Origin of the sequence: Lentzea pudingi (assembly GCF_014646255.1) — a bacterium.
Taxonomy (GTDB): Bacteria; Actinomycetota; Actinomycetes; order Mycobacteriales; family Pseudonocardiaceae; genus Lentzea; species Lentzea pudingi.
The window spans coordinates 74692-88639 of record NZ_BMNC01000018.1 but is presented as its reverse complement, the minus strand read 5'-3'; the positions used below and the strand labels follow the sequence as shown (position 1 = coordinate 88639).

Below are 13948 nucleotides of genomic sequence, written 5' to 3'. Positions count from 1 at the left end.
CGTGGTGTCGCCCCCACGCCTTCGTACTGGTTGTACGGGGGCGTGGGGGCGGCGCCGCGAGGTGCCCTGCTGAGCGTGGATTACCTCGCCGACGTTCCGGGTCACACCACTAGTTACAACAGGGAGACGCCGTTCTGGTAGACGGCGCGGACGGCCTGCTTCAGCGTTCCGGCCTTCACGTGCTGTTCGGCGTCACCCTCCACGAGTACGAGATCGGCGAGCTTGCCTGGTGCGAGCTCGCCGAGTTCGTTTTCGAGGCGCATGAGCGCGGCGGCGGACTTCGTGGTCGCGTGCAGCGCCTCGGCCGGCGACATGCCGTACTCGGTCATCAACGTCAGCTCGGTGAGGTTGTCGCCGTGCGGGCCGACGCCGGAGTCGGTGCCCATCGCGATCTTCACGCCGGCCTGGTGGGCCTTCTGGAACGACTGGAAGTGTTGCGACACAACGGCCTTGGCCTTGTCGAGGATGACGTCCGAGATGGCCATGCCGGCGGCGGCCTGGTCGAGCACCATGCGCGGTGCCATGAGCGTCGGCACCAGCCACGTGCCGTTCTCGAGCATCTTCTCGACGCCCTCGTCGGTGAGGAACACGCCGTGCTCGATGGACCGGACTCCGTTGCGCACGGCCGTGAGGATGCCGTCGCCGCTCATGGCGTGCGACATGACCGCGATGCCGGCGGCGTTGGCCTCCTGCACGATCATCGCGATCTCCTCGTCGCGGAAGTGCGCGTGGCGGGGGTTGCTGCGCGGGGACATCACGCCACCGCTCGACGCGATCTTGATGATGTCGGCGCCGTGGCGGACGAGCGTGCGGATGACCTTGCGCAGCTCCTCGGGACCGTCGGCGACGGTGTCCGGCAGGCCGGGGTGCAGCGGCGGTGAGACGTGGGCGCCGCACTGCATCCAGTCGTCGTTGTGGCCGCCGGTCTGCGAGACCATGTTGACCGCGATCTGCATGCGCGGGCCCTGGACCAGGCCGCGCCGCACGGCCTCCGCGACACCGAGGTCGGCGCCGAGAGCGTCGCGGACCGTCGTGATGCCGCACCGCAGCGTCGCCCGCATGTTCCCGATCGCCTCGTAGAACGGCAGCGAGAACGGCGTGTTCAGCGACCGCACCAGATCGGCGCCGCTGAACATGAAGTGCACGTGGCAGTCGAACAAGCCCGGCAGGATCGTGTGGCCGGTCGCGTCGACCTCGGTGTCACCGTCGAGTCCGATGCCGACGTCGACGATGCGGTCGCCCTCGACCACCACGTCGCCGGGCTCGCTCGCCCGGCCGGTGAAGACCTTGCCCCCAGAGAACACGATGCGCGTCATACGCGGGAATCTATGCGGCGAGTCAATTTTTGTGATCGGTCAACAAATAACTCTGAGCGTTGCTAACAACCTCTGTTAGCGTCCACGCCGTGCGCCCTGAAGACCTGCAGCTGCTCACCACGCCCGGCACCGTCGCCGTGTCCGGAGACCTGGTGCTGGTCAGCATCACCACGCCCGATCTCGAGAAGAACACCTACCGGGGCGGTCTGCACCGGGTGTTCCCGGACGGCACGACAACACCGTGGACGCACGGTGATCGTGACAATGCGCAGCGCATTTCTCCGGACGGCAAACTGGTCGCGTTCCTGCGCGTCAGCGGAAAGTCGAAACCGCAGGTCTACGTCGTTCCCGTCGACGGCGGCGAACCCCGCAGGCTGACCGACCTGCCGCTCGGCGCCGGTGCGCCGGTGTGGTCGCCGGACTCGTCGCGGCTCGTGTTCGTGGCCCGCGTGCCCGAGGCCGGTCGCTACGGGACGACGGACGACGGCCCCGAGTCCGAGGCGCCGCGCCGCATCACGCGCCTCGACTACCGCGCCGACGACGTCGGCTTCGTCGGCGATCGCCGCCCGCGCCTGCACGTCGTGACGCTGGACGGCGCCGTCACGGAGGTCACCGACGGCACGCACGACGTCTCCGACCCGGCCTGGCTCGACGACTCGACGCTGGTGTTCGTCGCGCCGCACGAACTGGGCGTCTCCGAGACCCTGAAGTCCGACCTGTACACGGTTCCCGCCGGCGGCGGCACGGCGTCGCTGCTGGTGCGCGGGGCCGGCGAGGTCACGATGCCGTTCGTGGCCGGCGGCTCGCTCTACTGGCTGGGCACCGAGTTCACCGGCATCGACGCCGTGGCGCGCAACCTCGGCCTGTGGAAGTCGCCTGTGGACGGTTCCGCCCCTGTCCGCCTCACCGACGCCGAGACCGTTGACGTGGAACGGCTTTCGGGCCAGCCCGTGGCCGACGCGTCCGGCGTGCTGCTCGTCGTGCGCAACCGCGGCGCCCTGGAACTGCGGCGGATCCCGTTCGACGGCGGGCCCGGCGAGGTGCTGGCAGGTTCTTCGGCCGCGGTCCGGTCGTTCGCCTCCCACGGGTCCACTGTGGTCGCCGTCGTGTCCACTCCGGACAGCGTCGGACAGGTCGAGTTCGTCGGAACCGGTGTGCGCACGGCATTCCCGTCGGTGCCTGCCCGCCGCGTCGTCGAGCTCAACGGCTCCGCCTCGGACGGCTACCCGGTGCACGGCTGGCTCGTGCTGCCCGACGGCGACGGCCCGCACCCCGTCGTCATGGCGGTGCACGGCGGCCCGTTCATGTACCACAGCTGGGGCTTCTTCGACGAGGCCCAGGTCTACGCCACCGCCGGCTACGCCGTCGTGCTGCCGAACCCGCGCGGCTCGGCGGGCTACGGCGAGTCCCACGGCCAGGCGGTGATCGGCAAGTTCGGCACCGTCGACGTGGACGACGTCCTGTCCCTCCTGGACGTCGCGCTGGCCCGCGAGGACACCGACTCCGAGCGCGTCGGCGTGATGGGCGGCTCGTACGGCGGCTTCATGACGTCGTGGCTGTCCGCGCACCACGGCGAACGGTTCCGCGCGGCCTGGTCCGAGCGCGCCGTGAACGCCTGGGACTCGTTCTCCGGCTCGTCCGACATCGGCTACTTCTTCGCCGACGCCTACTGCGGCACCGATCCCGACGCCCAGCGCGCGATGTCGCCGCTGACCTACGCCGAGAAGATCAACCTGCCGTTCGCCGTCGTCCACTCCGAGCACGACTGGCGTTGCCCGCTCGAACAGGCGCAGCGCATGTTCGTGGCCCTGAAGCGGCGCGGCGTCGAGACCGAGATGCTGATCTTCCCGGGCGAGGGCCACGAGCTGACCCGCTCCGGCCAGCCGCGGCACCGCGAGCAGCGCTTCGAGGCCGTGCTGGAGTGGTGGGACCGCTACCTCAAGGCCTGACGAGCCAGGCTGCTCCGGCCGTCGCGCCCGGAGCAGCCTGCTCTGCTGTCAGCTGATCTCGACGCAGGACGCGCGGTTCTGCCAGTTGATCGATCCCAGCCTGAGGTCTGCGCTCTGGTCGATCCAGGTGGAACGGGTGCCGCTGCCGGGGCAGTCGCGCACGTCGAACAGCTTCAGGTCGCACTTGTTGTACGTGCGCACGGAGTTGGCGCGGTTGTCCCAGCCCCAGCCGGAGAGGTTCCACATCCCCTCGATGTCGGTGGTGGACGCCGAACACGCGCCGTACTTCCAGAACGTGACGCACGCCCCGGTGTAGTTGTTGCTGTCGTACAGCGTGAACGCGCTGACCGTGCCGGACACGTTCCCGACCTGGGTGCACGCCGCCGCGGCAGCCGGTGCCTGAGCGGCCGGTGCGGCCTGGGCTCCGGCTGTGCCCGTGACCAGGGCTCCCGTCACGAACGCGGCGGCGACGGCCAGCCTGGCCACCGCGCGCATCGCCTCTTGCTTCCCCTTGAACATCGTCGGTCCCCTCCCTCTCCGCGCCGTGGTCGGCAGCGGCTGGGGGGATCATGGGAGGGGGATCGTGCGGAACGCTTGCAGCTTTCTGCAATGCCCAGGTCAGCCCAGCAGCGTGTAGTTGAGCTCCTCGCACACCCGTGCCAACGGCAGGTCCAGCCCCGGGTGGTCCAGCGGCAGCAACACGTCGGGAGCCGCCGGCAACCCGGAAGCCCCAGGCGGGTCCCACAGGCAGATGGCCGGGTCACCGGAGTCCATCGACGACCGGTACCAGAGCCCGTCCAGCTCCGGGTAGGCCGCCCGGATCGCCCGCGACCACGCCTGGGTCACGATCTTCGGCCCCGTGGAGATCTCCTGCGACGCCCCGACGCGCGTGGGCCACAACCCGCCGAGGTCCAGCAGCCTCAACGTGCGGCGAGGGCGCAGGACGACCAGGAACGGCGAGCGGGTGCGGCGGTCCACGATCGACGTCGCCTGGAAGACCTCGGCGATCGACGTGCGGACGGACAGGCCGAAGTACAGGACGCCGTTCTCGTGGTCCTGCACCGGTGAGCCGTCGTCCGCCGGTAGTTGTGCGTCGAAGCGGGCGTGGGGGAGGGGGCCCGTGTAGCGGAACGAGTTCCAGCGCTGGGGGTGGGAGCCCTTCGCGGTGAAGACGCGCACCAGGCGGGTCGCCCGGTGCACCGCCACCACGTCCTCGGTGCGGCGCAGGTGCGCCTGGAGCACGGCAGGGGCAGGCGGCTGCGGAAGCCGTGACATTCGGGTCCTGTCGGTGTTCGGGAACGCTCAGGCAGGTGTGCCGAGCGTGGACGCCAGGGTGGCCACCCGGCGCGGGTCTCCTCCGGCGAGGAGCCAGTCACGCGGGGTCGCGGGCTTGCCGTCCACGGGCAGGTCCTCCTGGAGGGTGGTCATGAACGCGGCCACCACCAGCGCCGGTTGGTCCTGCGGGATGTCCGCGAGGACGGTTTCCAGGCCGGGCAGTACGCCGGTGCCCGCGAACTGCCAGGCGGGCAGGCGCCAGCTGCCCCTGTCCTTCCAGCCCACGAGCCTGCCGACGCCGAGGCGGTGGCGGATGCGGCTGGTGTCGACCTGGAGCTGGCGCGCGGCCTCGTTCACGGTCAGCGCCGAGTCGCGCAGGACCGCGTGGGCCACGACCGTGCGGGTGCGGGGCTTGGCGTCGGACGGGCGCGCCGGGGAGAGGTCCAGGCCCACGTCGGCCAGGGCCGTCCGCTGTTCCGGCGTGAAGTAGGTGGCCGGCTCCGGGTGCGGTGGGGCGAGCCTTCGTGCCGCGTCGGTCACGAGGGCCAGGAACTCGTCGGGACTCACCTGCAGGCCGGCCTTGGCCAGCACCGTCTCCAAGGCTGGACTCATGCGCACAGAATAACCCGTGCGTGCGCATTTGTGCGCCCTACGAACGGCTCAACCACGAACGTTCGACGTTGTGCGCTCACGCGACGACGCTACGTGAGATGCGCCGGTCCAGACCGGTGACGTGGGCCTCATCTGGCACATCGATACCATTCCCGGATGCAGCTCGACCGCACCGCCAAGCGGGTCGTGGTGGCTTGGGCCGCCGTCATGGTGGCCACGCTCGCCTACGTCATGTACCGCCCCGAGGGGTGGTCGCTCGACCTGCGCGTCTACCGCAACGGCGGCGCGGCGTTCCTCCAGGACATCCCGCTCTACATCGAGGGCTTCGCGAAACCGCTCGGCGGGCCCGACCTGCCCTTCACCTACCCGCCGATCGCCGCGGTGCTGTTCAGCCTGCTCGCGCTCGTGCCGCTCGGCGTCGCGATCTTCGTGGTGGCGGCGGCGAACCTCGCCATGCTCACCGGGTTGTGCCTGATCGCGGCGCAGCGCGTGCTCGGCTGGGGTCCGGACGCCGTGAAGTGGGGGCTGGGCGCGGCGGCGGTGTCGACGATCTTCGACCCGCTGCGCGAGACGTTGTGGTTCGGGCAGGTCAACCTGCTGCTCGGGCTGCTGGTGATGGCCGACTGCCTGCTCGAACGCACCCGCTGGTGGCCGCGTGGCGCGCTGATCGGGCTCGCGGCCGCGATCAAGCTGACGCCGGCGTTCTTCGCGTTGTTCTTCGTCGCGCGGCGGCAGTGGAAGCCCGTGTTCGTGTCCATCGGCTCGTTCTTCTTCTTCGTGCTCGTGGGGTTCCTCGTCTCGTTCGGCGACGCGAAGGAGTACTGGACGCACGCGCTGCTCGATCCGGGCCGTGTCGGACGTCTCACCTACGCGTCGAACCAGTCCATCCGCGGCACGGTGGCGCGCTTCGGCCTCGAGAACGGTGCCCAGGTGGGCGTGTGGCTCGTGCTGGCGCTTCTGGTCGTGGCGACGGTGTGGTGGCTGGCGTCGCAGGTCGGGGAGTTCGAGGCGTTCTTCGTCGTGGCGATCGGTGGCCTGCTGATCTCGCCCGTGTCGTGGGGGCACCACTGGGTGTGGATCGCGCCCGCGCTCGTGCTGCTCGCACGGCCCGAGCTGCGTCGTCACTGGGCGTCGTGGGCGGTCGTGGCGGTGTTCGCGATCGGGCCGCACTGGCTCTTCCCGCGCGACAACGACGTCGAACGCGACTGGACGTGGTGGCAGCAGGTGATCGGCAACCTCTACGTGTTCGTCGGGATCGCCGTGCTGGTCACACTCGCCGTGCGGGTCGTACGAGACCGCCGTCGAGCCGCTTCAACCGCAGGCTGAACAGCACCAGCACCACGCCCCACAGGATCGCGAACACACCGATCGTGATCACGAACGCCATCGCGCCCGCGGCAGGGTTCACGACCAGGATGACGCCGAGCAGCACCGTCAACGCGCCCGTGACGACGTAGAACCACTCGTTCGTCATCACCTTGCGCAGGCGGATGCCGTCGACGATCTGCAGCACGCCGGTGACGATCGCCCACACCGCGATGAGCAGCAGCAGCGCGGTCGCCGTGATGCCCGGCCAGAACAACGCGATCAAGCCCGTGACCAGGCCCAGCGCGCCGATGAGGCCGAGGGCCCAGCGCGGCCACTCCTTGTGGGTCAGCGTCAGGTACAGCGTCATCGCGCCGTCGAAGAACGTGTAGGCGCCCCAAAGGATGATCAGCGCCAGCAGTGTGAGACCGGGCCAGACCAGGGCGGCCACACCGAACAGGACAGCGAACACTCCGCGCACCGTGAAGAGCCACCACCGTTGCATGGTCAGGATCGTCTCGGCTGTCGCGGGGACCGGCAACCTGAGACCCTCGTCCTGTGCTGATCCGAGTGGCTGACTGGGAACGCATCCGGTCCGGCGAGATCACGCTGCAGTTCCGGCGCTGGAAACGGCCGGCTGTGCGCGCCGGAGGGACGTTGCGGACGTCGCATGGCGTCCTGGCGATCGAAGCGATGGACGTCGTGACACGGGTGAGCCGTGCCGAGGCGGTGGCGGCGGGATTCCCGACCGTGACGGCACTGAGGTCCACAGTGGACGGACGTGAGGGCTCGCTCTACCGCATCCGCCTGCGTTTCGTGGGCGAGGATCCGCGCATCGAGCTGCGTTCTTCGTCCGATGTGGACGGACTGACGTTGAAGGAGGACGCGCTCGCGTTGCTGCGGCTGATCGCGGCGAACCCGGGCGTGCGGGCCGCGGACCTGGCGGCGTCCGTCGGCCGCGAGAAACTGCCGTTCAAGGCGGACGTCCGCAAGCTCAAGGCCGTGGGACTCACCGAGTCCCTCGAGGTGGGGTACCGCCTCTCCCCGCGGGGAGAGGCGTACCTCCGAACCCTGGCTAGCCCTGACCCGTGATGATCGAGACGGCGCGGTCCTGCGTCTGCTCGTTCACCTCGGCGACCTGGAAACCGCGCGCCACCGCGTGCGCCACCAGCTCGGGCTCCGGCGGCAGGCCGTACTTGCGCAGGTAGTGCGGCACGGCACCGGCCCAGATCCACGTGCCGTCGGTGCGGAAGTTGAGCGGCACGTCCTGCTCGCCGCTCTGCGAGAACTCGTCGAGGTCGTAGCTGCGCGCGGCCAGCACGACCGGCGCCGACTCGAGGTAGTTCAGCAGCCCGTCGAGCACCTGCGGGTCGACCGGCTGACGGTTCACCACGATGCGGCCGTCGTCGTTCTTGCCGTCGTACACGCGTGCGGTGCGCAGCTCGTCACCGCCGGCCTGCGGGACCGGCTGCGCCGCCGGCACCTGGAACTCCTGTTGCGGCTGCTGGGGTTCCGGCTCGGGCGCGGGCAGCGGCGGCAGGCCGACGCGCTGGCGCCACCAGTCCGGGATATGCCGGTCCGGCCGCGGGAACGTCTGCAGCTCGTCGCGGAACCCGATGGGCGGCGGCGCGTTGCGCCAGCGCGGTTCGTCCTCGGCGTTGAAGTCCACCGTGAACGCCGCGGGCGCCTCGATCTCGTACGTCGCGCTCAGCCAGGTGCCGCGCTCGGGGTGGTACATCCCTCCGCGCAGGTGCCCGAACATCTGCACGACGTCCATCGGCGGCCGCACCGGGCGCAGCTGGCCATCGGGTCCGGCGAACGCCAGGTCGACCTCGATGTGCCTGCCCGCCGCGCGGTACTCGGCCCGGATGCGCTGCCAGCCCTGAGGTACGGCCGGCAGCATGGCACGGCCGATCTGCCGCACCAACTGCTGCTGGTCCTGCTCGCTCAGCGGTGTCGCCGGCTGGCTCATGTGGTCCTCGCCCCTCTCCCCGTGAAAGCCCGCTGATCTTATCGGGCCGTCGCGACGCGCGCGGGACGGTCACCGTTCCCCGCGCGGTTCACACAACTCTGAGTGGGCGTCCGGCCCTGCGGTTCCACTGGATGGGCGCGTGGCCACGCTCACAGTCCCCTGGTCACGCCCGATGAGCGGGCCTTTCCCGCGGCCCTGGTTCCCCCGCGTCCAGGAGCCGTCGCGCAAGTACACCGAGGTGATGTCGATCGGGATGCCCGCGTCGTGTGCCACGCTCGTCAGTCCCAGGGGCGCGAGGGCGACGTACCCGTTCGGCGACGTGTTTCAGAGCTGCGTCTCGCCGACCCAGGTGCCGTCGAGGAGGTGTTTCGGGAGGTAGTCGGATTCCACGGTGATCTCGACCCCGGCGTCCTCGGCGAGGCAGGCCAGGGCGAGCAGGCGCCAGGCGACGAACCCCTCGGGGTCGGTCGTGCGTTCGGGCGTCGCCGTCCAGTACTGGCGGTGGAGCTCGAGCGCCTTGGCGAGTGAGGAGTTGAACTTCGCGTCCTCGCGCTGGGTGAGGAGGTAGAAGAGCTCCATGGGCGGGTAGAAGACCTGGGCGACCATCTCGCCGCCCGCGACCGTGTCGGCCTCGGGGTCCGCGCCCCGCATGGCACGCAGCAGCGTGTCGATCAGACCCGGCTCGGACCGCCAGTAGGTCTGCAGCGTCTTGATCCAGTCGTACTGGAACTCGTCGGTCTCGCCGCTCCGCCGGCGCAGCGCGTCCTCGGTGGTCTGGGTGAGCAGATCGATGCGAGGGCGCTCGCGGCAGATCATGGCCAGGTACATCGCCTTCAGCCACAGGCTGATCATGGCGTCCTGGGTCGGGCCCTGGGCGGTGACCGTGTGGTCCTCGTCGAGAACCCTGAACGTGACCTCGCCCGACTCCTGGTTCGAGACCGCGAAGATCGCCGCGGCCGACTGCATGGCCAGGCCGACGGCCTCCCACGTGGCGCCCTGCGACGCCGCCGGGTCGAGCGCGGTGCGCCACGCGGCCTCGGTGAGCGCTCCCGAGTGCAGGTAGCGCAAAGCCTTGGCGTTGCGGTGGATCCGGCTGGTCAACCGCTCCCGGTCGCCTGCGAGGTCGTCCGCCTCGTGCTGGGCTTTGACGACGTCGATCTCGTGTCGTGCGACGGTCACCACCGGACTGATCCCTTCCGCCTACTGTGACAGGTCGAAGTGCTTCTGGCTGTAGCCACCGTACTCGGCGGTCGGGCCGCTGCCGTTGACCTTCGCCTTGACGACCTGGAAGTCCAGCAGTTCGTCCAACTGGGCGTCCTGCAGCCGCCTGGCGAGCGCCTTCTCCGCCGCGGTGCCGTTGTCCCGCATGTTCTCGATGACGCTGGTCACGTACTCCGGGTGGCCCTGCTGGTAGTTCACGCCCTCGTGGCGGCGGGTGCCCAGGTCGGCGTTGGGGCCCTTGGCCTCGACGATCACCAGGCGGGTCTCGCCGGTCTCCTTGTTGTGGACCTCGTAGACCTGGTCGAAGCGGCCGGAACCCTTGACGTCCGGGTCGTGCAACGGCGTGACGTCGAACCTCTCCGGCGGGAACGAGTCGCGCACGGCGTCGGCCGCGGCGTGCTCGCCGAGTTCCTCGCCGACCTCGGTGCGCTCGTGGTGTGCCGCGCGGCGTTCGTCGATCGTGTCCTGGTTCGCGTCGCGGCCGCCGGCGATCTCCTTCTGGTAGGCGTCCTCCGCGGTCCTGGTGCGGTCGAGCGAGGCTTCCCGGCGGTCGATGATGTCCTGCGCGGCCGACCTCTGCTCCGGGGTGGCGTCGTGCTTGACCTCGGGCATGTCGTCGCGGAACTTCGCCGGCGTGTAGGCGTCCGAGGACGGCTCGAAGTTGCCGGAGCCCTTCGGGTTCTCCACGAGCTTCGGCACGTCGTCGCCGTTGGCGTCGACCTGGTTCGCGTTCTTGCGGCTGTAGTCGCCGTTCTTGTCCGGGCCGTCGAAGTACTTGTCCCGGTAGTCCTTGTCCTTGAGCTTCTCCTCGACGAGCGCGGGAGGGTTTCGCGTCTCGATGTCGACCGGGGAGTCCGGGATGTTCCGCTGCGCCATGCGATCGCGCGCGTCGGACGGGTCGACGTCCTTGTCGTGCGTGCCGGGCGCGAAGCCGTCGTCGCCCGTCCTGGTCCGCGAGCCGTCGGGGTGGTGGGTCTCCCACTCGCCGTTCGGCGGGATCTTCGGCTGGCGGGTGCCGTCCGGGTGGATCTCGGGGTCGCTCGTGAAGACGCGGCCGTGGCTGTCGGTCCAGGCCGGCTTGGTCGGGGCGAGGACGGGTGCGTCGAGGTGCCTCGACAACTGCCGCGCGAAGTCGTTGCTGCCGGCGTCGCAGCCGATCAGCCGGACCGGCGTGCTGCCGTCGTACCCGGCGCGGCGGAGCATGTCGGCGTACTCGGCGGGGGTGTAGTCGTGGCCGCCGATGCGGGCCCTGCCGTCGGGGGTGATGTGGACGTCGGCGGTGAAGTAGCGGGGGTCGTTCGGGACGCGGTGGGGCAGGTCGCCCATGTCGCGGTCGCCGCCGTGGTGGGAGACGCCGGCCGGGGTGTGCTCGGCGTGCCGGGCGTGCGCCTGCTCCGGGGTGGGCCGGTCGGCGGGTGGGGCGTCCGGGTCGCTGTTGGGGGAGTCGCCGTCGTGCGGCCTGTCCGGGTCGCTGTTCGGGGTGTTGTCGTGCGGTTTGTCGGCGTCTGGGCCGTGGTGGGGGGCGTCTGCCTGGTGCGGGGCGTCGGCGTCCGGGCGGTGTGGGGGTGCCGCGGTGTCGGTGCCCCGGGAACGCGGGGCGTCCGGGCTTTGCGGGTTGTGGGGGCGCGGGGCGTCCGGGCTTTGCGGGCTGTGGGGACGCGAGCCGTCCGGGCGCGGGGTGTCGGGGCGTGAGCCGTCCGGACGGTTGCCGGGGCCGCTGCCGTCCGGGCGGGATGGGGCGTCGGGGCGGTGGGAAGCGTCCGGGCGGGACGGCGAGTTGGGGCCGCCGTGTGGGGCGGACGGACTGTGCGGTGCGTTGGGGCCGCCGTGTGGGGCGGACGGGCTGTGCGGTGCGTTGGGGCCGCCGTGTGGGGCGGACGGGCTGTGCGGTGCGTTCGGCGTCGTTGGGGCGGACGGGCTGTGCGGTGCGTTCGGCGTCGTCGGGGCGGACGACTGCGGGCGCGTCGGGGCGTCGGCTCGGGGAGCGTTCGGGGCGCCTGCCGCAGGAGCGTGCGGCCCTCCTGCCGACGGCGCGTGCGCCGGCGGTGAAGGAGCGTGCGACGGGGCCGACGGGGAGTGGGACGGGGCCGACGGGGCGTGTGGTGCCGCTGCCGACGGGGTGGTGGCCCGGCTCGGGGGAGTCGCGTCGGGGCGCGAGGTGTTCGGGGTGCCGCCGGTCGACGGGCTGTGCGGGGTGCCTGCCGACGGTGCCTGTGGCATGCCTCCGGACGGGGCGCCGCTGGACGGCATCGATGGGGATGACGGCATCGATGGCGATGACGGTGCGGAGGGCGTCGACGGGGTCGAGGCCGGGCGGGCGGGGGCGTCTGCCCTGGCTGCCGAGGTCGACGTGTCCGGGGTGCGCGGGGCCGGGGCGCCGGAGCCCAGGTCGCCTCGGTTGCCCGGGGTGCCGGTCCAGCCGGGGCCGCCGGCTGCTGGGCGGCCTGCGGCGGGGGACGACGGGGCGTTGCCGCCCGCGTTCGGGGCTGCGCCGCCGCCCGTCGGGCCCGCCTGGGACGGAGTCGACGGGGAGCCGTCGGGAGTGCGCGGGGCCGGGGTGTGCGGGGCGTCCGGGCGGGACGGGGCCTCGGGCGGTGCCACGGACGACTGGACGGTCTGGCCCGTGTTGCGAGGTGGGGCGTCCGGTGTGGACGACGGGGCCGAGGAGGCGTGCGGGGGTGCGCTGGGGCCAGACGGCGCGGACGAGGAGCCGTCCGGGGTGCGCGGGGCCGACGGGGCGGAGGCGTTGTCCGGCGTGCGCGACGGGGACGGCGAGTCGGGAGTGGAGCCGTCCGGGGTGCGGGACGGGGCGTCCGGGGTCGACGGGGCGTCGGGGGTGCGCGACGGGGCCGCGGGCGGGGACGCGGAGGACGGCGACGAGCTGTCCGGGGCCCGCGAGGGCGCGTCCGGCGTCGAGGAAGGCGACGACGGAGAGGAGGGTGACGACGGTGACGACGGAGAGGAAGGCGACGACGGTGAACTGTCCGGTGAGGACGGTGAGGACGGCGACGAAGGGGCGGACGGCGACGAGTCCGGAGTGGACGGAGTGGACGGAGAGCTGTCCGGCGAGGAGGAAGAAGGCGTGCCCCGCCCGCCCGAAGGCGAGAGATCGGGGGCGTTGGTGCTGTGGAACAGGCCACCGGGCTTGATGGACTTCGTGGAGATCACGTCGAGACCGGTCACCTTGCCGACCAGCTTGCCGACGACCTTCATGATCTTCGTGAAGATCTCGACGAGACGACCGAGCAGCGGCGAGACCTTCTTGATGGTCTTGATGAGCTTCTGGATCAGCTCGCCGATCCGCGTGGCCCACTTCGAGATCGCGGTGACGGCCTGCGCGACGATCACCGGCGTGCCGAAGCCGAGGGTGAACACGGCCTCCAGCACCCACGTGATCAGCTTCGCGACCAGGTCGGCGATCAGGTCGCGCACCATCTCGCGCACGAACCCGACGACCATGCCCATCACGCCGACGACGGTGCCGACCGAACCCGCGGTGGAGGCCGCGCCGGACAACGCGTCCAGTTGCTCGCCCGCGGCCTTGCGGTAGGCGTCGGCCGCGGCACCGGTCCACTCGCCGGTGCCGTCGACGGCGGACTTGTAGTCGCCCGCGATCTTGCCGAGCTCCTGCGAGACGTTGCCCCACGTCGTCGAGTACGACTGGATCACCGGCGGGTCGCCCGCCAGCCAGTCCAGCGCCTCCTTCAAGGGCTGCATGTGTTCCATCAGGAACGAGGCCGCGGACGACAGCAGCGTGCCGAACGGGTCGATCGCCATCGAGGCGGCGTCGGCGACCAGGCCGACGACGCCGAGGCCGCCCTCGATCCAGCTGCCCTCGGAGATGCCCTTGTACGCGTCCATCGCCGAGTCGGCGATGGAGAAGCCGGTCGCCCAGCCGTTGTCACCGGTGCCGGCGTTGAAGAATCCGGACGGTTCGGCGGGAGCCTGTGCCACCAAGGGGTTCGGCGTCGACATCAGGCGCCGCCCTGGAGAGCACGGACGATCTGGTCTTCGACTTCCTGGTAGTGCTTGGCGGTCGCGGTGACCTTCTTGGCGGTGGCGTCCATGGCTTCCGCAACGCCCTTCAGCGCGTCCGTGCCCCACTGCTCGACGGGGTCGAGCAGCATCCGGAACGGCTGGCAGATGATCCCGTACGCGTCGGTCGGCATCGACACGGTGTTCGCCGCGTCCACTGCCCCCTGCAAACGCCCGTGCAGGCCCTCCAAGGCCTTGGCGTGCGCTTCCAGCACGTCCGAGGTGACGTTGAAACCACCGGAAGTCATCGAACCCCCTCAAGT

Annotated in this window: 12 protein-coding genes; 3 read left to right on the top strand and 9 right to left on the bottom strand. The window is 70.9% G+C overall.

The window, feature by feature from the left end:
* Nucleotides 1-113: 113 nt before the first annotated feature.
* Nucleotides 114-1316, bottom strand: coding sequence for a metal-dependent hydrolase family protein (locus IEY88_RS37675; protein WP_189159703.1), 1203 nt, complete (start codon nt 1314-1316; stop codon nt 114-116).
* An 89-nt stretch (nt 1317-1405) separates the two neighbouring features.
* On the opposite strand from IEY88_RS37675, the gene IEY88_RS37670 reads away from it, so the two are divergent.
* The gene (locus IEY88_RS37670) at nt 1406-3265 is read left to right on the top strand and encodes a S9 family peptidase (protein ID WP_189159702.1); all 1860 of its coding nucleotides are present in this window, start codon (nt 1406-1408) and stop codon (nt 3263-3265) included.
* A gap of 48 nt (nt 3266-3313) precedes the next feature.
* Here IEY88_RS37670 and IEY88_RS37665 read toward each other — a convergent pair whose 3' ends face one another.
* The 3 genes from IEY88_RS37665 to IEY88_RS37655 all read right to left on the bottom strand — a co-directional run bounded on the left by IEY88_RS37665 (nt 3314) and on the right by IEY88_RS37655 (nt 5152).
* The gene (locus IEY88_RS37665; RefSeq protein ID WP_189159701.1) at nt 3314-3784 is read right to left on the bottom strand and encodes a hypothetical protein; all 471 of its coding nucleotides are present in this window, start codon (nt 3782-3784) and stop codon (nt 3314-3316) included.
* Between the two features lie 99 nt (nt 3785-3883).
* Nucleotides 3884-4540, bottom strand: a complete 657-nt coding sequence (locus IEY88_RS37660) for an RES family NAD+ phosphorylase (protein ID WP_189159700.1) — start codon at nt 4538-4540, stop codon at nt 3884-3886.
* Nucleotides 4541-4567: 27 nt separating this feature from the next.
* Nucleotides 4568-5152, bottom strand: coding sequence for a DNA-binding protein (locus IEY88_RS37655; protein WP_189159699.1), 585 nt, complete (start codon nt 5150-5152; stop codon nt 4568-4570).
* Between the two features lie 156 nt (nt 5153-5308).
* Here IEY88_RS37655 and IEY88_RS37650 point away from each other — a divergent pair, with 156 nt between their 5' ends.
* Nucleotides 5309-6478, top strand: a complete 1170-nt coding sequence (locus IEY88_RS37650) for a glycosyltransferase 87 family protein (protein ID WP_189159698.1) — start codon at nt 5309-5311, stop codon at nt 6476-6478.
* Here IEY88_RS37650 and IEY88_RS37645 read toward each other — a convergent pair.
* Nucleotides 6420-6962, bottom strand: coding sequence for an HdeD family acid-resistance protein (locus IEY88_RS37645; protein WP_189159697.1), 543 nt, complete (start codon nt 6960-6962; stop codon nt 6420-6422). The two genes, IEY88_RS37650 and IEY88_RS37645, sit on opposite strands and share 59 nt — an antisense overlap.
* A 53-nt stretch (nt 6963-7015) precedes the next feature.
* On the opposite strand from IEY88_RS37645, the gene IEY88_RS37640 reads away from it, so the two are divergent.
* Nucleotides 7016-7549 carry a hypothetical protein gene (locus IEY88_RS37640; protein WP_189159696.1) on the top strand — a complete coding sequence of 178 codons (534 nt, stop codon included), beginning with the start codon at nt 7016-7018 and terminating at the stop codon, nt 7547-7549.
* Here IEY88_RS37640 and IEY88_RS37635 read toward each other — a convergent pair.
* From IEY88_RS37635 to IEY88_RS37620, 4 genes are all read right to left on the bottom strand, one after another.
* Complete coding sequence (locus IEY88_RS37635) at nt 7533-8429, bottom strand: hypothetical protein (protein WP_189159695.1); 897 nt, start codon at nt 8427-8429, stop codon at nt 7533-7535. The genes IEY88_RS37640 and IEY88_RS37635 overlap by 17 nt on opposite strands.
* A gap of 324 nt (nt 8430-8753) precedes the next feature.
* Nucleotides 8754-9608, bottom strand: a complete 855-nt coding sequence (locus IEY88_RS37630) for an immunity 49 family protein (protein ID WP_189159694.1) — start codon at nt 9606-9608, stop codon at nt 8754-8756.
* A 21-nt stretch (nt 9609-9629) separates the two neighbouring features.
* Nucleotides 9630-13625: a DUF8616 domain-containing protein gene (locus tag IEY88_RS37625; protein WP_189159693.1), complete on the bottom strand. Its 3996-nt coding sequence runs from the start codon at nt 13623-13625 to the stop codon at nt 9630-9632.
* On the bottom strand, nt 13625-13933 hold the full coding sequence (locus tag IEY88_RS37620; protein WP_189159692.1) for a type VII secretion target: 309 nt from the start codon (nt 13931-13933) through the stop codon (nt 13625-13627). Before IEY88_RS37620 ends, IEY88_RS37625 begins: the two co-directional genes overlap by 1 nt.
* Between the last annotated feature and the right edge of the window lie 15 nt (nt 13934-13948).